We start from the raw sequence: 19,793 nt of genomic DNA, 5'->3' as shown, positions 1-19,793 counted from the left end.
GTTTTTGATCCTAATATACATAATCTGATTAAAGTTAATGCTTAATTATGTCAAATAAATTATCAAAGATATCTTGACAATTGGGACAATTCATAGTAGTATATATAAGCAACATAATTGTATAGGGGCATAGTTCAGCTGGTAGAATAACGGTCTCCAAAACCGCAGGTCGTGGGTTCGAATCCTACTGCCCCTGTATATAGCAACCTTACGGTTGCATAAAAAAGCCTTGTAACTTAACGGTTACAAGGCTTTTTGCTTAATACAAAATAATAACTTCTGATTTATGCCAATATTTGTTATACTACCGAAAATATAGATAGTATTTAAAGACTAACTTAAGCACCCTATTTAGGGTGCTTATATCTACGTCAGCCTCCAATGGCATTAAATTAGTTAATTTTAATTATGAAAAATATGTATTACAGGGAATATATGATGTAATTGTTTTGGATGGACTTATAATAAATAAGAAATACTTTGAAGATGAAATAATCGAAAATGCTAAAATAATTTAAATCTTATTTAGTTGCATAAATATATTTATAAAACCCAGGCTTTTTTAAGCCTGGGTTTTATGTTTTCTTATTTATTTAGTGCGCAGCTCATCCGGTTTATTTTATGTCATGAGTAATGTTTACTTAATCTTTATTTTTGCATTAGCCGGTATAGATATAATATGCTGTAGAGGGAGCCATACGGTAACGGCAATCGAAAAGTCTATCATGCTGTGAATTAGTGTTCCGATTCCTACAAGAATAAATACCGAGAAAAAATATCCTTTTTCGTAATAGGCGGATGACATTCCGCTTACCCGGTAAAAGTAAGTTACAACGGCTACTTCGGCTGCTGCGTGGATTAATGAAACAGCAAAGTTAAATAAAGCGTTGTTTTTAAAAGAAGTAAGTAGTTGATTCTTCTTTTTGAGAATAAATGCTCCTGTTAAAGAGAAAATCAGGTGCGACAATGCCCTAAGCACAATTACAATTGGAAAACCGGCTACAAAAAAACCAAAAGTAGTAACTGCTGCCACAAAGGCTGCTGTTAAAGGAGATATAAACATAGCCAGGAATATCGGAACGTGGCTGGCTAAGGTATAAGAAGCAGGTTCCAATCTTATGCTGGGGAATGTCATCGGTATTAAAATACCGAGGGCAGAAAGCAATGCCGATACCGTCATTATTTTCACTTTATTTAAATTATTTAATTTTGAGTTTGCCATGTTATCACCCTTCAAACTGTCTTGATAGTTGTCTTGTCACCTAATTATAAGTGATAACATTTCGACTGTCAATAATTATTATTTTTAAAAAGCTGTTATCCTGCTTTTTTATTAAAAGTATAGCTCTATATAATAATTATTAGCCATGTCAAAAAATAGAAATACTTGTAGAACTGTATAATCGAAATTATAATATTTATATAAAAAACGAAAATAATAATAGAAGAAGAGGAACTTATGATAATAGAAAACAAAAATTTTGACCTTAAGCAAATAGCAGAATCCGGTCAGTGTTTCCGGATGAATCCTATATCACAAAATAAATATTATCTAATTGCTTTTGACAGATACCTGGAGCTTGAGCAATTAGAAGAAGATGTCGTGGAAATCTCATGCAGCGAAGAAGACTACAATAAAATTTGGAAAAATTATTTTCACCTTGACTTTGACTATGGCAGCATTGTTGATAAGCTGGTTAGCGGAACAGACAATTTTCTTAAAGAAGCTGCCAAGTATGGAAAAGGTATTAGAATATTAAGGCAGGACCCTTTTGAAATGCTTATAAGCTTTATAATATCCCAGAATAAAAATATTCCTGCGATTAAATCCTGTATTGAAAAAATTTGCGAAGTTTACGGAAACAAAACAGAAGATAAAACTACCGGAAAAGTATATTATACCTTTCCGACTCCAAATAAGCTGGCTGAAGCAAAAAAGGAAGATTTGCGAGCCTTAAAATTAGGTTACCGGGATGAATATATTATAGAAGCCTCCCGTGCAGTGTATCTTGGAAAAATTGACTTGGAAGCTTTAAAGGCATGCAGTCATGAGGAAGCGGTAAAAACCTTAAAAAGTATTAAGGGTATAGGAGATAAGGTGGCAAATTGTATTTCCCTTTTTGGCCTGCATCATATCGAAGCCTTTCCTATAGATGTCTGGATGAAAAGGGTGCTTTCGGAATATTACGATAATAAGTTTGATACCGCATTGTATCAGGGTTATGCCGGAATCGTGCAGCAATATATGTTTTATTACATAAGGCATGTGCATGGAGTTAATAATTAAATTATTTTCATTAAATAACATTAGATAAAGCTATTCCCATAAGAGAATAAGCATATCTTAAACGCCGGACGGAAAAAATAAAGATGAGATATCATTCTCAAAAAAAATCGGAAAGGCGGAAGTAGCATGGGCAATGGCGATATCAGGGATATTAAATCTTTTGAAAACAAGCGAAGGCTCGATCATCTTGTAAATCTGGTTGAGAAAACCACAAGAACCGAACGGCATCTTGAAGAGCATTCAGATATTTCATCACCGGAAAGTATTGAACATGCCAAAAAGCTGCAGGAAGAACGAAAAAACCAAATTGAAAACTTAAAGAATATTATCGCGCACGGGGACAATAACACCAGAGAAAAACACTTAAGAAACACTGAAAAAAGATTCATATATGCAGACGGGTACTTGAAAAACAATGCCGACCGGATGGACAGGGAAACCCTGATGAATGCAATCGAGAAACAGGAACACAGGTTGGAGCAATTGGACAATTATAAATAATCATGAAGGCTGTCGGTAATTGTCCGACAGCCTTTAATGGTGTCAGGTACTGTTAACAAATTGTAAACATAAACCATAATTATTCATAATTTGTTAATGTTATGTTTACAAAAAATTTACTGTACCTGACACCTAATATCCTTCTTTTCTTCTTTCTTTCCGTAACTGGTATCGCCTTAAACCTGCTTCCCATTCGGCCCGTTCGGCTTCCGTTTCAAGTATTAAACGGGGAACTTCGGTAGGTTTTTCATTTTCATCCAGGGCTACCATAACCAAATATGCTCGGTTTACAACTTTTCTCATACCGGTCAAATGATCTTCCACATAAGTATCAACACGCACTTCCATAGAAGTTGTGCCGACATAAGTTATGCGGGCGATTAATACTAAAATATTATTTATATATACGGGAGATTTGAATTGAAGGTTATCTATAGAGGCCGTAATAACGTTTCGTTCGCTGTGACGTCTTGCCGTTACTGCGGAAACTTCATCAATCCATGCCAAAAGCTGGCCGCCGAATAGCCTGTTGGTACCGCTGATATGAGAAGGCATAACAATATGGACCTGTTCCGTTATTGAATCTGCGACTCTTTTTGCTTTCATGTTTCCTCCTGTTATCATTAGAAATCTTTAATTATCCGATATATAAAAAGGCTCCGCCGGATGCGGATTAAGCTGTAAAATTGCCTCAGCCTTGTCAAAATATAATGAATATTTACCGAAAATATAATTAAAAATACTTTCTTGGTATATTTTATATCTTTAATAATAATTAATCAATTAATAATTAAAAGGGTTATTTGGTCAATAATTATTATACCAGATTTTCAAAATTTTCTTTCCAATAGAAATTTTTATGGTATAATTAATAAAGCATTTATTGTGTTTTAATTTACAATATGAAAGGAATGATAAATATGGCTTTAGTAACAACTAAAGAAATGTTCCGTAAAGCCTATGAAGGCGGATATGCAATCGGAGCATTCAATGTTAATAACATGGAAATAATACAGGCTATTACAGAGGCTGCAAAGGAAGAAAATGCTCCGGTAATTCTGCAGGTATCTGCAGGTGCAAGAAAATATGCAAAGCATGATTATCTTGTAAAACTTGTTGAAGCTGCATTACTGGATACCGATATACCTATAGCGTTGCATTTGGATCACGGTGAGGATTTCGAAATTTGCAAAGCTTGTATCGACGGTGGATTTACTTCCGTTATGATTGACGGCTCCAAGCACAGCTTTGAAGACAATATCGCACTGACCAAAAAGGTTGTAGAATATGCTCATGAGCGTGGAGTTGTTGTAGAAGGCGAATTAGGCCGTCTGGCAGGTATTGAAGATGATGTAAACGTAAGTGCTGAAGACGCATTATTTACAAGACCTGATGAAGTTGAAGAATTTGTTTCCCGTACCGGTGTAGACTCTCTTGCTATAGCTATCGGAACAAGCCACGGCGCATTCAAATTCAAACCCGGTCAAAAGCCTCAGCTGCGTTTTGATATATTAGAGGAAATCCAAAGAAGACTTCCGAACTTCCCTATCGTTTTACACGGAGCTTCATCCGTATCACAGGAATATGTTGATATTATTAATAAAAACGGCGGAAAATTAGACGATGCAATCGGTATTCCTGAGGATATGTTAAGACAGGCTGCCAGCATGGCTGTATGTAAGATCAATATTGACTCCGACTTAAGACTTGCGTTCACAGCAGGTGTAAGAGAATATATAATGAATAATCCTGCAGATTTCGATCCCAGAAAATATCTTGCTAAGGGAAGAGAATATGTAAAAGCTCTGGTTAAGCATAAGATTATAAACGTTCTTGGTTGCTCAGGTGCCGCAAAATAAGGTCGGCTAAGTGCCTGTCAACTAATAAACTGAAAATAATTAAAATAAGGCTCAGGTAAAACCTTCTACGGATTTTCCTGAGCCATTATTTTGTCTGTAATTTAATTTATGTATTTATTCTTTTTTTATCAAATCTTCCAATTCTTCCGGATGCAAAGGAGGAGCAAAGACATAACCCTGAACATAATCGCATTTTTTCTCACGAAGCAGGGCCAATTGGTCTTCGTTTTCGACTCCCTCCGCCACTACTTTAATTTGGAGATTATGGGCAAGGCTTATGATTAATTCCGCTATATGAGCATCTTTCTTGCTGGTACATATATGGTCAATAAATGACTTGTCAATTTTTAATGTATTAATTGGCATTCTGGTAAGATAATTTAAGGATGAATAACCGGTACCGAAATCATCAAGAGATATTTTTAAGCCTATCTTCTGTAGATTATTTAATAATTTTGTAGCATCCGTTATTGATGATACCAAAGTGCTTTCGGTGATTTCAAGAACCAGATATTCAGGCGGTAGTCCCGTTTCCTCCAATATTTCTGACAAGGACTCAACAAATCCCGGATGGTTTATTTGAACAGAAGATATATTAACAGATACAAATTTCGGAGGTATGCCGTAATCAATTAATTTTTTATTAAATTTGCAGGCCTCTTTTATCAGCCAATGACTCAGTTCAATTATAAGGCCGCTTTCTTCTGCAACAGGAATAAATTCATCGGGAGATAAAGGCCCCAGACGATTGCTTTTTATTCGCATAAGTGCTTCAAATCCTATGATAGTATTTGATTTAAGCTCATATTGAGGCTGATACTTAACATAAATTTCATTATTGTCAATGGCATTCCGCAGAACTTCAATAATACTGATATTGCGGTTTAATTCGTCTTCCATGCTGGAATCAAACATGGTATATCTGTTTTTGCCGGCCTCTTTTGATTTATACATGGCAATATCGGCATTCTTTATTAAGGTGTTGGGTAAAAGGCCGTTATCGGGATAGATAGCAATGCCTATACTCAATGAAATATACACCGTTTCCCCGTCCAAATCGATCGGTTCTCTGAAACGCTCTATGATATTTGAAGCATAGTTTATGGCTTCATCCTTTGAGGACAAATTTTCTTTAAAAACAAGAAACTCATCCCCGCCGGTTCTGGCCAACATGCCGTTATCACCGATAGAAGTCAATATTTTTGCCGTATGGATAAGAAGAGAATCGCCGTATTCATGACCGAGAGTATCGTTTATTGTTTTAAAATTGTCAATATCAATAAAAAATATGGCATGCATTTTCTTGGCTCCGGGGGATGAAACCAATACAGAATTGACGTAATCCAAAAAAGCCAGTTTGTTCGGAAGATTCGTCAGTGTATCATGGTAGGCCAGATACTCTATATGATCATAATTGCGCCTTAATTGTTCCTCATTGGAGAGCAGTTCATCGTGCATAGAAGCAAGGTCCTCATAGTTTGTTTTTATAATGTGCAGCATTTTATTGAAACTTTTTGACAATTCTCCAAGTTCATTTTTGCTCCTGATATTGGTTTGAACAGTAAGATCTCCGTCTGAGGCTGTGCGCATAGCATCCCTTAAGGCTATTATAGGTTCGGTGAATCTTTTTGCCATTGAATGAGCAAATAATATTATAAAAATCAGCAATACCGAACATATAAAGACAAGTAACATAAGAATAATTTTTGTCATTGACTGAATTTCCGAAATATTCTGTTTGACCAAAAGAACCCAATCGAATTCGGGAATAATGCAGTATCCGAAAACCTGATTGGTATTTTCATATTTATATTCAAAAGTACCGCTAAGTTGAAGTAAACCATTATTATATTCGTTAACAATTTCGGCAAGCCGGGTTGAGTTTATTTTACTACCGATAAGTTTTTTGTTCGGATGATAAAGAATATCCCCGTTTTTATTTAGCAATATTGCATATCCTGTGTTTCCGAAAGTAACCCCATCAAGAAAATGGTCAAAATATGTTAGCTGCAACATACTTACAATATAACCGACGGGGGATTTATTAGAAAGAGAAGTGTTAAAAATCGGAAACCCTATTTCTATTGCATTATGTGGATCTGAATTTGATTTATGTGATACAATACCGCTTACGCCTACGGCTGTTTTATTGGTTGCATAAAGATATGACAATGTCAAATCTTTTTTACCATCTTTGCCGATTTGATCTGTATCAGAGCTGGCTACGGCTATTATATCTTTATTATATAGTGTTATATTGCAGCAGTACGGATTATAATCTTTTCGGTCCTTTAATATCTTATTTACCGTATCTGTTAATAAGTCATCAGCAGGATATATTTCATTAACAAGATTTATTAAATCCTGCTCAACGGAAAGCAGGTTTATTTCCGTTTTATGTGTTTCAATCATGGATTCCAGGCCGGAACGGTTTAATTCGGCTGCTTTTTTCAGATTTTCTTTTTGAACCTGTAGAAGTCTGTATGATATTAGACCATGGGAAATTGAAGCAATTATTACAACGGGAATGATAGAAAAAATAATAAGTATAATGCGCAGAGACTTTTTAATTGACATTATACAGACCTCCGACTGTATACCTTAAATTCGTTACACTTATTCTACCAATTCAGACAAAATTATGCAATATGATTCTATAAGGAACAACAGTAAGGGTAAATAAATATCGAAGGAATTTATAGTTGAAAATAATAATTTTTCAAGGTATACTTGTACTGTTATCTACTAATAACTAACATTATAAATTTAAAAAGAAAATGTTGATTTAGAAAGTGAGTACTATGTATAAAGTTGTAGCACAGGATGGTCGGGCAAAAAGCGCTGAATTTCATACTGTACATGGAACCATTCAAACTCCTGTTTTTATGAATGTAGGTACGGCAGCAGCCATAAAGGGAGCCGTATCAACAGTTGATTTAAATGAAATAGGGACACAGGTACAGCTATCCAATACTTATCATCTTCATTTACGGCCCGGTGATGAATTGATTAAAAAGATGGGCGGCCTCCATAAATTTATGGTATGGGATAAGCCGATACTTACAGATTCGGGTGGCTTTCAGGTATTTTCTCTGGCAAAGCTTCGAAAGATTGAAGAAGAAGGAGTATACTTCAATTCTCATATAGACGGAAGAAAAATATTTATGGGGCCGGAGGAAAGCATAAGAATACAGTCAAATTTGGGGTCCACTATAGCTATGGCCTTTGACGAATGTCCTCCGTATCCGTCGGAGCGTTCTTACATGATAAATTCGGTAGATAGGACCACCAGATGGCTTGTAAGATGCAAGAAGGAACTGGACAGGCTTAACGGCCTTGAGGATACCGTCAATAAAAATCAGATGTTGTTTGGCATAAATCAAGGAGGTACTTACGTAGACATCCGAATAGACCATGCGAAAAGAATTACCGAAATGGATCTGGATGGTTATGCTGTCGGAGGTTTGGCTGTTGGAGAAAGCCATGAGGAAATGTATTATATTCTGGAAGAGACCGTACCATACCTACCGGTTAATAAGCCTGTTTATCTGATGGGAGTAGGAACTCCTGCAAATATTCTTGAAGCGGTAGACAGGGGAGTAGATTTCTTTGATTGCGTATATCCGTCCCGTAACGGCAGGCATGGACATGCTTATACCGGGTTTGGTAAAATAAATTTACTTAACGCAAAGTTTGAAACCGACGACAGGCCCATAGAAGAAGGATGCGGTTGTCCTGCATGCCGGACATACAGCCGCGCATATATCAGGCATCTGCTAAAAGCCAAAGAAATGCTTGGAATGCGCCTTATAGTACTTCATAATCTGTATTTTTACAATCATTTGATGGAGGAAATCAGGGAAGCTATCCGCAATAATTGCTATAAGCAATATAAAAAATCAAAACTTGAGAATCTTAAAAGAGGAGTAGAATAGCAAACAGGTCTGTTGACCAAAACCCGATTTATAATAAAAATCCGGGTATAAAGATAGAAACTTAACCTAGGAGGTAATTTTATGTATAATTTAATTTTGTTAGAGGGAACTACAGAGTCTACTACGGGAGGAGCAGGATCGATTGCATTTTTGATTTTACAATTTGCTGTTCTGGGTCTGGTATTTTATTTCTTGCTGATTCGTCCCCAGAAGAAACAGCAAAAGGCTATGCAGGCGATGCTTTCTACTTTGGAAAAGGGAGACAGTGTTTTAACAAGCAGCGGATTTTACGGAGTCGTAATAGACGTTATGGATGAGGTAGTAATTGTGGAATTCGGCAACAATAAAAACTGCAGAATACCTATGAAAAAGTCTGCCATTGTTGAAGTAGAAAAACCGAATACAGAAAATAAAGCATAATATAAAAAGTATAAAGCATCATTAACGGGTAACGGGCTAGGGTCAACCGTATAATGATGCTTTTATATATTATTTATAAGGTTATTCAGTAAATGGTTACGAAATATTATATGCATTTTCAATTCCTAATACCCCAACATATATTGATGTATAAACAGTAAAATAAAATTTCTCTTTATCTTATAATATTTTAACACCGACAAATAAATTGCAGTTATTATATTATCAGTATTTATATACAATAATTTATGCCCCGGTTGTAATACGTATAAGAATATGACCAGGGCATATTTTAATTACATAAACAAGGTCATAGTTTTGCAAAAATAATTTTGATTAATTTATAATTATTATGCCGGTGCCAGCACCATAGGCTGAAGCTGCCTGCCTTCCAATGCGTATTCAATTGTAGGAAGGATTAAATCAAAATCGGCTACCATGGAATGTGGTTTATTTTTATAATTATCCTGTCTGAAAGGTACAAAGTAAATATTACTGTGATTTATAAGAAGTCCTATATTTTTAAGGTTGTTACCCAGAGCGTCATTGGTCGATATTGCCAATACTACGGGCTTGTCATTTCGAAGTAAAGCCTTAACTGCCATTAAAACCGGAGAATCAGTAATGGCATGGGCCAGCTTGGCTATAGTATTGCCTGTACAAGGGGCAACGACGATAAGGTCAAGGATGTTTTTCGGACCGAGAGGCTCTGCGTCAACTATTGTTGTTATTGGCTCCTTGCCAGTTATTCCTTTGGCAAGTTTTAAAAAATCTTCTGCTTTACCAAATCTTGAATCGGTTTTTTGTGCCTGATAAGAAAAAATGGTATATACATTTGCTCCTTCCTTTACAAGACGTTCCAGTTGAGTAAAAGCTTTATCAAAAGTACAATAAGAACCGGTAAATGCAAAACCTATATTTTTATCTTTTATACTCATTAAATCACCTCTTTTATCAGAGCTTCAATTTCATTTACCAAAATATCTGCCGAGGTTTTCGGAGCTATTTTACCTGGTATACCAAGACACAGTTTAGCATTAATGCCATGATTTATGGCATATTCAAAATCAACTCCGCCAGGTGCGGAAGCTATATCTATAATAACAACATCCTCGGATACATTTTTTAAGCAATCCTCATCTAAAATCAGGGCAGGTATGGTGTTGAATATAAAATGGAAGTATGGCAGAAACGATTTTATATCCTTAAGATGCACAGCAGAAAATCCCATTGCATGTGCATAGGCTAAAGCATCTTTGTTTCGGGCTGCTACGGTAACGTTGGCATCCAGCCCCTTAAGTTTAGATGCAAGGACTTTGCCGCAGCGTCCATAGCCCAAAACAAGACAATTGCTGTTATGAAGATTTATGTTGCTGCTTCTTATTGCTTCCATAATTGTACCTTCAGCCGTGGCGATGGCGTTCATAATGGCAATTTTGTCGCTGTCCATAAGGTCGAAATAGAAAATTCCTTTTTCTTCACATGATGAGCGAATATCTTTGGGAATTACCCCTCCTATAAGAATGTGTTCTTTATTTAAAAAATGTACTATAGTATTGCCGTTTGAATTGGCCTGAGTGTCGGATGATATTTTTATTATATTGTCTTTTGTAAAGGGTATGGGACCTATAAGTACCCTGCATTTTTTTATTAATTCTTCAAGACTGTTAAGAGCTGTATGATTGTTGTGATCTATTTGTTCATAAAGTTTATAAGTGAATACGGAGTAACCTTTTACAAGCAAGGTTAAGGCCATATAAACCTGGCGTTTATCCCCGCCAAAAATTCCGATATTTAATGCCATTTTCTTTCCTCCTTATGTGACATTATATGTTTTTAGAAGAAAAAAGGTGTTATTATACGGCTTATGGGAGGAACTGGTTATATAGAAAATAATAGAAGTCTAAAGCTTATGCTTGACAAGGAAAAAATACTATGATATCTTAATAAAAGATACAAGTGATACGAAAATTTTAAGCTTACAACTTGATTAAAATATGGTTATCAATTGTATATGTAAATTGATCTGTTCGGATATACATGAGACAATGAGGTCGTCGGTATAGACGACTTTTTTAGTACCGGACATGTAAGTCCCGGAAGGACAAATGTAAAAAGAGTAAATACAAAGTAAAAACAGTAAATGTTGTGTAAGAACAGGGAAAAAATGAAGAAGTATCACAAAGATTACAGACTGGTAAAAAAAGAACAGCCTGACGGTACATTAAAACAAGAGACAGAATATATAGGGAAATATTATATATGCCAATTGGATGAAAGTAAGCTAAAAAAAATTAAATTATACTTTTTTGCTTTAGTGCTTTGCAGTGATGCCACTGCAATAGGAATCGGATTTATAAATAATCCAGGCAGCAGAGTTTTATATGTGGCTTTACCATATGTGGGTTTATTCTTGCCGATAGTTTTCTGTTTCATGGGAACTGTAAGATTTATAAGGGAAGGAAATATATTGGAACAAGCCGCATATGATAAAACCAAAAAAAGAATCTTTAGTTCTACCGTATGGCAGATAATACTTAGCAGCATGACTTTTGTCGGAGATGTAATATTAATTATAAATGAGAATGACAATGGTATATTGAAATACGAATGGATGTTTGCGGTGAGCATGCTGCTGGTTTTAATAATAAATATTGTTTTTTTACAATTACAAAAGAAAGTAACCTATCAGGTGAAAGATCCCGATTATAACAGTTGATTATAATGAAGGAAGTCTTTCCCTATTTACATTTCAGGGAGGACACCTGTAAATTATTTAATATGTTATATATTTTAAGTTTAAATATATATAAAAATAAAAAGAGGAGGACAAGTTTATGAAAAAAATGAGAAAAATCATTTCTCTTTTACTGGTGCTTGCTATGGCATTAATGGCATTATCGGCATGCGGCAAAAAAGAGAAGGGTTCTTCCGTTGATAACAAGACGGAAACTCAGGACAGCTCAAAAGATGAGAGCAAAGACAGTACAGATAAAACCGACACAAGCGGAAATGAGACACCGCTGGTAGTTGGATATCTGCCGTTTAGCGAAAAGTTCAGTCCGTTCTTTGCCGATTCAGGCTATGATCAGGACGTTGTTGAGCTTACCGGTGTTCAGTTAATGACCACTGACAGAACCGGCGGTATAGTTTACAATGCTATTGAAGGGGAGACAATACCTTATAACGGAAAAGACTATACATATTATGGTATAGCTAACTTCAAGGTTAATTATGACAAAGAAAAAGATATAACAACTTACGATATCAAGATCAGAGACGATGTTAAGTTCAGTGACGGCCATGTCATGGACGCCGATGATATTATTTTCACTTATTACGTATTATCAGATCCTAGCTATGACGGATCATCAACATTATATTCCATACCTATTATCGGTATGCAAAACTATCGTGCAAACAGCACAGTTGCTGATATGGTTACAGATGAATATGTAGCAGAAGTAATGAAAAATCCCAGCGAGGAACTTAAGCAGGCTATAGTTGATAATATTATAAGACCTACACTGGAAGAAGAATATGAGTGGGTTGGTAGCCTTTATGGTAACGATCAATACAAATCTTATACCGATAAATATCCGGTACAGAAAGATTTGTTTGCATATTTCTATAACTTAGATGATAATTATGATGCATCTAAAGTAAGCGATGAGAAGCAAGTTATAGAAGATATTATTGCCCAATATGGCACAGACTATAAGACCTTGGCAGATACTTATGCAGGTGATGCAACATACTTTGACTCTAAAGTTAAGGACCTTATCATCGAAGAGTTGAAAGCAACAGGTCAAGGCGAAGATGTTTATAAGATTGACGGTATTGAAAAAATCAGCAATACTGAAATCCGTGTAACAACAAAAGGTTATGATGCAACCGCTATTTATAAGATCGGTGGCATTATAGTAGCTCCTTTACATTACTACGGTGATGAATCTCAATATGACTATGAAAACAATAAGTTCGGTTTCCCGAGAGGAGATCTGTCAATCGTAAAATCTAAGACAACCAAGCCTCTGGGTGCCGGTCCTTACAAGTTTGTAAAGTATGAAAATAAAGTTGTATTCTTAGAGGCAAACGAACACTACTACAAAGGTGCTCCTAAGATCAAATATGTACAATTAAAAGAAACATCAGAAGCTGATAAGGTTACAGGTATTGAACAAGGTACACTGGATATTACCGATCCTACCGGTAAGAAAGAAGTATTTGAACAGATTGCAAAGATTAACAGCAACGGTGAATTATCCGGCGATAAAATTATAACAAGCTCAGTTGATAACCTTGGTTACGGTTATATCGGAATTAACGCAGATGCAGTAAGAGTAGGTGACGATTCCGCGTCCGAAGCATCCAAGAATTTAAGAAAAGCAATTGCTACTGTTTTATCTGTATATCGTGATGTTGCCATTGATACATACTATGGCGATGCCGCAACTGTAATTAACTATCCTATATCCAATACATCCTGGGCAGCACCTCAGAAATCCGATCCGGATTATGAGATTGCATTCTCAAGAGATGTTAACGGTAATCCTATTTATACACCGGATATGAGCTCTGAAGATAAGTATGCTGCTGCATTACAGGCTGCACTGGGTTACTTTGAAGCTGCAGGTTACACCGTACAGGACGGTAAGTTGGTAGCCGCTCCCGCAGGTGCTAAGCTTGAATATGAAGTACTGATCCCCGGTGACGGTGAAGGTAACCATCCTTCCTTTGCAATATTAACCGATGCTTCTGCAGCATTAAAGACAATTGGTTTCACTCTTACCGTTAACGATCTGACTGATTCTAATATCCTTTGGGACAGACTTGATGCAGGTACTCAGGAAATGTGGTGTGCTGCATGGGGTGCAACCATCGATCCTGATATGTATCAGGTATATCACAGTACCAATATCGTAGGATTAGGCGGTACAGACAGCAACCATTATCATATCGCAGATCCTGATCTGGATACTCTGATCATGGAAGCAAGAAAGAGCGATGACCAGTCCTACAGAAAGTCCGCATATAAACAATGTCTGGATATTATTTTGGATTGGGCAGTTGAAATTCCTGTATATCAGAGACAGAACTGTGTTATATTCAGTGCTGAGCGTGTAAATCCTGATACAATCACTCCGGATATTACAACCTTCTATGAATGGTACTATGAAATTGAAAAATTTGAGTTAAGATAATTTTTAACTTATAATTGGTTTTTAAATGAAAGATAAGAGTGCCATGATTTTTCATGGCATTCTTATCCTTATGTTTAAAGCCGTGCTAATTTATGCCTCGGTTAACATATTTTACCAGCTTTGATAATTAATTTATATGTGGGCATAAATATGCAGGCATATAGAATATGCAAGCATATATGGAATAAAGTAATTTTTGGTTATACTTTTATATTCCATATACCCACATATTTATACCCACATATAAAGTGGCATAGATAGAAAAAAATTTGGTAATCAGGAGAAACAGACATGCGAAAATTTATAATAAAAAGATTAGCAATCAGTGTTGTGATCCTTTTCTTTGTTGCATTAATTGTATACACAATAATGCGTTGTATGCCGGCTTCCTTCGTAGAGAAAATGGCAAGAGAGAAGGCTTCGCTTCCCGGAGGTAAATCTTACAGAGAGTGGCTTGAACAATTGGAAGCGGCTTATGGTTTGAATAAAAGCATACCTGCAGGTTTTATTCATTGGCTGGGACAAGCCATAAGGGGTAATTTCGGAGATTCATGGGCATTTAATGTGCCTGTTACTGAGAAGTTCTCTGAAGTTATATGGGATTCTTTTACTTTGGGAGCAATATCATTTATTTTTGAGATATTAATAGCAGTTCCTCTGGGAATTTTGGCAGCAAGAAAGCAATACAGCAGGACAGACTATGCTGTTACGGTTTTTGGTTTGATAGGTATTTCGCTGCCGTCATTTTTCTTTGCAACTTTATTAAAATATGTATTTTCAATTAAGTTGGGATGGTTTGACTTATTCGGAATGATAGGCCGTATGTATGAGCATTTGAGCCCATTCGGTAAATTCCTTGATAGAGCCAACCATTTGGTATTACCGATTGTAACGTTAACTATTGTCAATATCGGTGCACTTATGCGTTATACCAGAACCAATATGCTTGAAGTATTAAACTCTGATTATATCAGGACCGCCAGAGCAAAAGGACTTTCCGAAAGGCGTGTTATCAATTATCATGCATTCCGTAACACTTTAATACCTATAGTTACAATTATAGGCGGAACCCTTCCGGGACTGTTTTCCGGTGCTATGATAACCGAAACATTGTTCCAGATCGAGGGTATAGGTTATACTGCTTATCAGGCGATGACTACCGGAGATATTCCGTTTTCAATGTTTTACTTGGTATTTTTGGCAATGCTGACACTGCTTGGAAACTTGATTGCAGACATACTCTATGCGGTTGTAGACCCTAGGGTAAGGATTAATTAAGGAGGTGTATGTAAAGATGGCTAATAAGGACAAAAACAGACATATCAGCACCTCCACAGCTTTAGATGACGAGCAAAGGGTTAAGGTGCTGTCACCGGGAATGCTGGTAGCCAAGAGATTTTTTAGAAATCGTCTGGCTGTTGCCGGAATAATAATTTTGATATCTATGTTTCTTTTTTCTTTTGTAGGTGGTTTATTGACACCTTACGATGAAACACAGGTATTTAAATTTTATGATATAATTGAAAAAGATTATGCCGGAGCTGCAGTTAATACCGAATTTCAGTATTATGAGGCGGAAGGAGAAACGTTCCCGGCTGTAGCAAAAGCACAGTTAATTCTTGCTATAAATAACGGGGAAGACAGCTTTGTTTCAAAAGACGTTAATTATTCTTTAATTAATGAAGGTAAAGACTTTTACAGAATAGTACAGTATCAGGAAGTAGCCAGAATAGTTACCAAAAAAGGTATCAGTAAACTTACTCCTGCCGAAGGAGAAACATTTACAAGTGAAATGGAAAGCTTGTATCTGAAAGCGGTAGAAGAAGGGCAAGATACTTTCGAATATGACGGAACTGTATATCATATACTGCAGAACGGTTCGACAACAGTAATTGCTAAAGCAAAAGAAATCAGTATTGTATCGAAAATGATGTTCAGTGCATATTCCCAGGATACCGTTATTGATTATAACTTCCGTTATGCGGCTGAAAAAGCCATGAATACCGGGGAATCCCGCTTTGAGGTAAACGGTTCGGAATATGAAATGGATTTGGATGTAGAAGATAATTCTGCGGTATTTTATTTATTAAAGGACGGACAAAAGATTGAGTATGCCCTGGCTTCCAATATGAGTATAAATGCTGTAGATAAGGATTTCTTATCAATTGAATTTAAAGCGGCCGTACTTAATGCCATAGATAACGGGGATACAAGTTTTGTATTTCCGGATAAAGACGGTACGGAAGTAGAATACAGGCTTGTAAGGAAAAATAACCAATATACTATAAGAAAATATACCGAAACCGAATTAATAAACGTATACGAAAGCCCATCTAAAAAGCACCTGCTCGGTACTGACGGAAACGGTATGGATATCCTAACCCGTCTAATGTACGGCGGAAGAATATCATTGATGATCGGCTTCCTTGTTGTGATAATTGAGCTGATAATAGGTGTTATCCTGGGCGGAGTAGCCGGTTATTTCGGTGGATGGGTTGATAATCTGATCATGAGATTTGTAGATATAATATATTGTATTCCGTCCTTGCCGTTATACATTATAATCGGTTCGGTTATGGATTTCTTAAGGATAGATCCTAAGATAAGAATATTCATACTTATGATTATATTAGGTTTACTGGGTTGGCCCAGTATTGCAAGAATGGTTCGCGGCCAAATCTTATCACTTCGTGAACAGGAATTTATGACTGCAACCGAAGCTTTAGGTATAAGTGTAAGGAGAAGAATATTTAAACATTTGGTTCCTAATGTAATTCCGCAGTTAACGGTTATTGCGACAATGGACTTAGGAAGTATTATATTAACAGAAGCAACCTTAAGCTTTTTTGGATTGGGAGTTAAATTCCCTTATGCGTCATGGGGTAATATTATTAATGCGGTAAATAATATTTACGTTATGACAAACTACTGGTTTGTTTGGATACCCGCCGGTTTATTGATATTGATAACCGTATTAGGATTTAATTTCGTTGGTGACGGACTACGGGACGCATTTGACCCGAAGATGAAGAGGTAGGTGAAAAAATTGGCTTTATTTAATAAAAAGGGAAATGTAAATTATATTTCCGCAAAAGAATCCAGAAGGATTTCAAAAGAAAACAGAAGAATAACCAATGAACTGGAAAAGCAGAGAAACAGAAAGAATGTACCCAGAGAAGAATATATTACACAGATGAGGGATCCCAATAATGTAGTGGAATTCGACGATCTTCACACTTATTTCTTTACCGATATAGGTGTAGTAAAATCGGTGGACGGGGTAAGCTTTGATATACCTCTGGGTAAAACTGTCGGAGTCGTGGGTGAATCCGGTTGCGGCAAGTCCGTTACCAGTTTATCATTGATGCAATTGCTTCAAAGACCTCAGGGACAGATTGTCAAAGGTTCCATACGTTTCAATACCGGTACGGAAGTTTATGATATCGCCAAAACTCCTACGTACGAAATGCAAAAGTTAAGAGGCAATATGGTATCTATGATATTCCAGGAGCCGATGACAAGCTTAAATCCTGTATTTAAGATAGGTACCCAATTGGATGAAGTAATAGAACTTCATAATAAGGGTATGTCAAAAGAAGAAGTTAAAGCCCGCTCTATAGAAATGCTGGAGATGGTAGGTATAGCCAACAGTAAAGGAGTATACAATATGTATCCTCATGAGCTGTCCGGCGGTATGAGACAGCGTGTAATGATTGCTATGGGGCTGGCATGCAATCCAAGGCTAATAATTGCCGATGAGCCTACAACAGCACTTGATGTTACTATTCAGGCTCAAATTCTGGATTTGCTTAGGAACTTGAAAGATAAAATCAACAGCAGTATTATGCTTATTACCCATGACTTGGGAGTTATAGCAGAGATGGCTGACTATATTGTGGTCATGTATGCCGGAAGAATTGTTGAAAAAGGAACTGTACATGATATATTCAAAAATCCTTGCCATCCCTATACAATAGGTTTGATGAACAGTAAACCTGTAGTAGGAAAGAAAGTGGACCGTCTGTACAGTATTCCCGGTAAAGTGCCTAATCCAATCAATATGCCTAATTACTGTTATTTCAGAGACCGTTGTGATAAGTGTATTAAGGCATGCGAAGGCCCATATCCTAAAGAAGTAAATGTTTCACCCACCCATGCTGTGTCCTGTTACTTGTTTCATGATAAGAAAGGAGCAATAGATGATGGAAGATAAAAACAAAGTAAATCAGGTTTCTGAAGACTCACAGTCCGATTATATTCTTGAAGTAAGAGACCTGAAGAAATACTTCCCGATAAAAACCAATGTTTTTGCCAAGCAGAAGGGTGAAGTGAAAGCTGTAGACGGTGTAAGTTTTAAGATTAAACGCGGTACTACTATGGGCCTGGTTGGAGAATCCGGCTGCGGAAAATCCACCGTTGGAAGAACCATATTAAGATTGATTGAAAAAACTGACGGAGAAGTTTTATTTAACGGAAAAGATATATTTGATATAAATAAAAAAGACCTGAGAAAATTGCGCACCGATATGCAGATAATTTTCCAGGATCCATATTCAAGTCTTTCTCCGAGACTTCCTATCGGTGAAATTATCGGAGAAGCAGTAAGGGAGCACAATATAGTACCTCCTGAAGAATATGAAGATTATATTGATGACATAATGGCTGCCTGCGGATTGCAGCCTTACCATAAGGATCGTTATCCTCATGAATTCTCCGGAGGACAAAGACAAAGAATTTGTATAGCCAGAGCTTTGGCTGTAAATCCTCAGTTTATAGTATGTGACGAGCCGGTATCGGCACTTGATGTATCCATTCAGGCGCAAATTATAAACCTGCTCAGTGACCTGCAAAAGTCAAGAAATCTGACATATTTGTTTATTTCCCATGACTTGTCTGTCGTTGAACATATTTCCGATACGGTAGGCGTTATGTATCTGGGAAATCTGGTCGAATACGGCAAGAAGGAAGATATATTCAGAAATCCGGCCCATCCTTATACGCAGGCACTGCTTAGTGCAGTACCGGTTCCGGACCCGGATGTAAAGATGAACCGTATAATTCTTGAAGGAAGCATTCCTTCACCGGCAAATCCTCCTTCCGGCTGCAAGTTCCACACCAGGTGCAGCAAGTGCATGGAATGCTGTAGGACCCAGGTACCTGAGGTAAAGGAAATTGAGGAAGGCCATTTTGTACAATGTCATTTGTATAATGATTAGGAACTTGGCTTAGAAAGGATTATTTATGATATTTAGAAAGAGAAACACTGATATACCTGACAATGAAGACGACAACCTGGTTGTGGCCAATATGAATGTAGAGGGAATGCCTTGGTATCGTGGGGGAAAACCCCTAAATATAAACGAGGAAAACGGTGACAGACCACCTCTGCCTGAACTTAGCAAAAAAGATTTAAGACGGATAACACTTAGTGCCACATTGGGCGGACTATTGGTAGGATTGGTGTTTATCTTCATACTCTTTCTGTTCATTATGTTTTGTGTTCATGTGTGGTTTAAGTAAAAAGTCAAATAAAAATTAGTATAATCAACTCTTCTTAGGGAAAATTAATAATACCTAAGAAGAGTTT

The 19,793-nt window shown here is 36.6% G+C and carries 17 protein-coding genes and 1 tRNA gene; 13 read left to right on the top strand and 5 right to left on the bottom strand.

Annotation, left to right across the window (positions count from 1 at the left end):
- Nucleotides 1–123 precede the first annotated feature (123 nt).
- A tRNA-Trp gene (locus HHT355_RS09670) sits at nt 124–196 on the top strand.
- Between the two features lie 441 nt (nt 197–637).
- Here the strand turns inward: HHT355_RS09670 and HHT355_RS09665 are convergent.
- Nucleotides 638–1,222 (bottom strand): hypothetical protein, encoded by a 585-nt coding sequence (locus tag HHT355_RS09665; RefSeq protein WP_103203245.1) that lies wholly within the window; start codon nt 1,220–1,222, stop codon nt 638–640.
- Nucleotides 1,223–1,459: 237 nt separating this feature from the next.
- Between HHT355_RS09665 and HHT355_RS09660 the strand changes: the two genes are divergently transcribed.
- Together HHT355_RS09660 and HHT355_RS09655 are read left to right on the top strand one after the other, a co-directional pair.
- Complete coding sequence (locus HHT355_RS09660; RefSeq protein ID WP_103203244.1) at nt 1,460–2,287, top strand: DNA-3-methyladenine glycosylase family protein; 828 nt, start codon at nt 1,460–1,462, stop codon at nt 2,285–2,287.
- Nucleotides 2,288–2,413: 126 nt separating this feature from the next.
- Nucleotides 2,414–2,788 carry a Rossmann-fold NAD(P)-binding domain-containing protein gene (locus tag HHT355_RS09655; protein WP_103203243.1) on the top strand — a complete coding sequence of 125 codons (375 nt, stop codon included), beginning with the start codon at nt 2,414–2,416 and terminating at the stop codon, nt 2,786–2,788.
- A gap of 132 nt (nt 2,789–2,920) precedes the next feature.
- On the opposite strand, the gene HHT355_RS09650 is transcribed toward HHT355_RS09655, so the two are convergent.
- Nucleotides 2,921–3,394 carry an acyl-CoA thioesterase gene (locus tag HHT355_RS09650; protein WP_103203242.1) on the bottom strand — a complete coding sequence of 158 codons (474 nt, stop codon included), beginning with the start codon at nt 3,392–3,394 and terminating at the stop codon, nt 2,921–2,923.
- A gap of 314 nt (nt 3,395–3,708) precedes the next feature.
- On the opposite strand from HHT355_RS09650, the gene fba reads away from it, so the two are divergent.
- Complete coding sequence (fba, locus tag HHT355_RS09645) at nt 3,709–4,647, top strand: class II fructose-1,6-bisphosphate aldolase (RefSeq protein ID WP_103203241.1); 939 nt, start codon at nt 3,709–3,711, stop codon at nt 4,645–4,647.
- Between the two features lie 114 nt (nt 4,648–4,761).
- Here fba and HHT355_RS09640 read toward each other — a convergent pair whose 3' ends face one another.
- Nucleotides 4,762–7,224, bottom strand: coding sequence for an EAL domain-containing protein (locus HHT355_RS09640; protein ID WP_103203240.1), 2,463 nt, complete (start codon nt 7,222–7,224; stop codon nt 4,762–4,764).
- A gap of 224 nt (nt 7,225–7,448) precedes the next feature.
- Between HHT355_RS09640 and tgt the strand changes: the two genes are divergently transcribed.
- Nucleotides 7,449–8,582 carry a tRNA guanosine(34) transglycosylase Tgt gene (gene tgt, locus HHT355_RS09635; protein ID WP_103203239.1) on the top strand — a complete coding sequence of 378 codons (1,134 nt, stop codon included), beginning with the start codon at nt 7,449–7,451 and terminating at the stop codon, nt 8,580–8,582.
- Between the two features lie 81 nt (nt 8,583–8,663).
- Nucleotides 8,664–9,002: a preprotein translocase subunit YajC gene (gene yajC, locus HHT355_RS09630; protein WP_103203238.1), complete on the top strand. Its 339-nt coding sequence runs from the start codon at nt 8,664–8,666 to the stop codon at nt 9,000–9,002.
- Between the two features lie 350 nt (nt 9,003–9,352).
- On the opposite strand, the gene HHT355_RS09625 is transcribed toward yajC, so the two are convergent.
- Nucleotides 9,353–9,940, bottom strand: a complete 588-nt coding sequence (locus HHT355_RS09625) for a dipicolinate synthase subunit B (RefSeq protein ID WP_103203237.1) — start codon at nt 9,938–9,940, stop codon at nt 9,353–9,355.
- Nucleotides 9,940–10,806 carry a dipicolinate synthase subunit DpsA gene (gene dpsA / locus HHT355_RS09620; protein ID WP_103203236.1) on the bottom strand — a complete coding sequence of 289 codons (867 nt, stop codon included), beginning with the start codon at nt 10,804–10,806 and terminating at the stop codon, nt 9,940–9,942. Before dpsA ends, HHT355_RS09625 begins: the two co-directional genes overlap by 1 nt.
- A 363-nt stretch (nt 10,807–11,169) precedes the next feature.
- On the opposite strand from dpsA, the gene HHT355_RS09615 reads away from it, so the two are divergent.
- The 7 genes from HHT355_RS09615 (at nt 11,170) to HHT355_RS09580 (ending at nt 19,726) form a co-directional block, all read left to right on the top strand.
- Nucleotides 11,170–11,721 carry a hypothetical protein gene (locus HHT355_RS09615; RefSeq protein ID WP_103203235.1) on the top strand — a complete coding sequence of 184 codons (552 nt, stop codon included), beginning with the start codon at nt 11,170–11,172 and terminating at the stop codon, nt 11,719–11,721.
- A gap of 118 nt (nt 11,722–11,839) precedes the next feature.
- The gene (locus HHT355_RS09610) at nt 11,840–14,206 is read left to right on the top strand and encodes an ABC transporter substrate-binding protein (protein ID WP_103203234.1); all 2,367 of its coding nucleotides are present in this window, start codon (nt 11,840–11,842) and stop codon (nt 14,204–14,206) included.
- A 291-nt stretch (nt 14,207–14,497) separates the two neighbouring features.
- A complete protein-coding gene (locus tag HHT355_RS09605) occupies nt 14,498–15,484 on the top strand; it encodes an ABC transporter permease (RefSeq protein ID WP_103203233.1) in 987 nt (328 codons plus the stop codon).
- A gap of 16 nt (nt 15,485–15,500) precedes the next feature.
- Nucleotides 15,501–17,243 (top strand): ABC transporter permease, encoded by a 1,743-nt coding sequence (locus HHT355_RS09595; RefSeq protein WP_242967652.1) that lies wholly within the window; start codon nt 15,501–15,503, stop codon nt 17,241–17,243.
- 9 nt (nt 17,244–17,252) lie between these two features.
- Nucleotides 17,253–18,419, top strand: a complete 1,167-nt coding sequence (locus tag HHT355_RS09590) for an ABC transporter ATP-binding protein (protein ID WP_103203368.1) — start codon at nt 17,253–17,255, stop codon at nt 18,417–18,419.
- The gene (locus HHT355_RS09585) at nt 18,406–19,422 is read left to right on the top strand and encodes an ABC transporter ATP-binding protein (protein ID WP_103203232.1); all 1,017 of its coding nucleotides are present in this window, start codon (nt 18,406–18,408) and stop codon (nt 19,420–19,422) included. Before HHT355_RS09590 ends, HHT355_RS09585 begins: the two co-directional genes overlap by 14 nt.
- A gap of 25 nt (nt 19,423–19,447) precedes the next feature.
- The gene (locus HHT355_RS09580; RefSeq protein WP_103203231.1) at nt 19,448–19,726 is read left to right on the top strand and encodes a hypothetical protein; all 279 of its coding nucleotides are present in this window, start codon (nt 19,448–19,450) and stop codon (nt 19,724–19,726) included.
- The last annotated feature ends 67 nt before the right edge of the window (nt 19,727–19,793 follow it).

This window comes from Herbinix hemicellulosilytica (assembly GCF_002904165.1).
In the GTDB taxonomy this organism is placed as follows: Bacteria; Bacillota; Clostridia; order Lachnospirales; family Lachnospiraceae; genus Mobilitalea; species Mobilitalea hemicellulosilytica.
This window is presented reverse-complemented; position numbering and strand designations above follow the sequence as displayed.

Excerpts from the sequence above, each read along its gene's own strand:
- HHT355_RS09650 (WP_103203242.1), bottom strand. The coding sequence starts at position 3,394 with ATGAAAGCAAAAAGAGTCGCAGATTCAATAACGGAACAGGTCCATATT.
- HHT355_RS09580 (WP_103203231.1), top strand. The coding sequence starts at position 19,448 with ATGATATTTAGAAAGAGAAACACTGATATACCTGACAATGAAGACGAC.
- HHT355_RS09660 (WP_103203244.1), top strand. The coding sequence starts at position 1,460 with ATGATAATAGAAAACAAAAATTTTGACCTTAAGCAAATAGCAGAATCC.
- dpsA (WP_103203236.1), bottom strand. The coding sequence starts at position 10,806 with ATGGCATTAAATATCGGAATTTTTGGCGGGGATAAACGCCAGGTTTAT.
- HHT355_RS09655 (WP_103203243.1), top strand. The coding sequence starts at position 2,414 with ATGGGCAATGGCGATATCAGGGATATTAAATCTTTTGAAAACAAGCGA.
- fba (WP_103203241.1), top strand. The coding sequence starts at position 3,709 with ATGGCTTTAGTAACAACTAAAGAAATGTTCCGTAAAGCCTATGAAGGC.
- HHT355_RS09595 (WP_242967652.1), top strand. The coding sequence starts at position 15,501 with ATGGCTAATAAGGACAAAAACAGACATATCAGCACCTCCACAGCTTTA.
- HHT355_RS09585 (WP_103203232.1), top strand. The coding sequence starts at position 18,406 with ATGATGGAAGATAAAAACAAAGTAAATCAGGTTTCTGAAGACTCACAG.
- HHT355_RS09665 (WP_103203245.1), bottom strand. The coding sequence starts at position 1,222 with ATGGCAAACTCAAAATTAAATAATTTAAATAAAGTGAAAATAATGACG.
- tgt (WP_103203239.1), top strand. The coding sequence starts at position 7,449 with ATGTATAAAGTTGTAGCACAGGATGGTCGGGCAAAAAGCGCTGAATTT.
- HHT355_RS09640 (WP_103203240.1), bottom strand. The coding sequence starts at position 7,224 with ATGTCAATTAAAAAGTCTCTGCGCATTATACTTATTATTTTTTCTATC.
- HHT355_RS09625 (WP_103203237.1), bottom strand. The coding sequence starts at position 9,940 with ATGAGTATAAAAGATAAAAATATAGGTTTTGCATTTACCGGTTCTTAT.
- yajC (WP_103203238.1), top strand. The coding sequence starts at position 8,664 with ATGTATAATTTAATTTTGTTAGAGGGAACTACAGAGTCTACTACGGGA.
- HHT355_RS09605 (WP_103203233.1), top strand. The coding sequence starts at position 14,498 with ATGCGAAAATTTATAATAAAAAGATTAGCAATCAGTGTTGTGATCCTT.
- HHT355_RS09615 (WP_103203235.1), top strand. The coding sequence starts at position 11,170 with ATGAAGAAGTATCACAAAGATTACAGACTGGTAAAAAAAGAACAGCCT.
- HHT355_RS09610 (WP_103203234.1), top strand. The coding sequence starts at position 11,840 with ATGAAAAAAATGAGAAAAATCATTTCTCTTTTACTGGTGCTTGCTATG.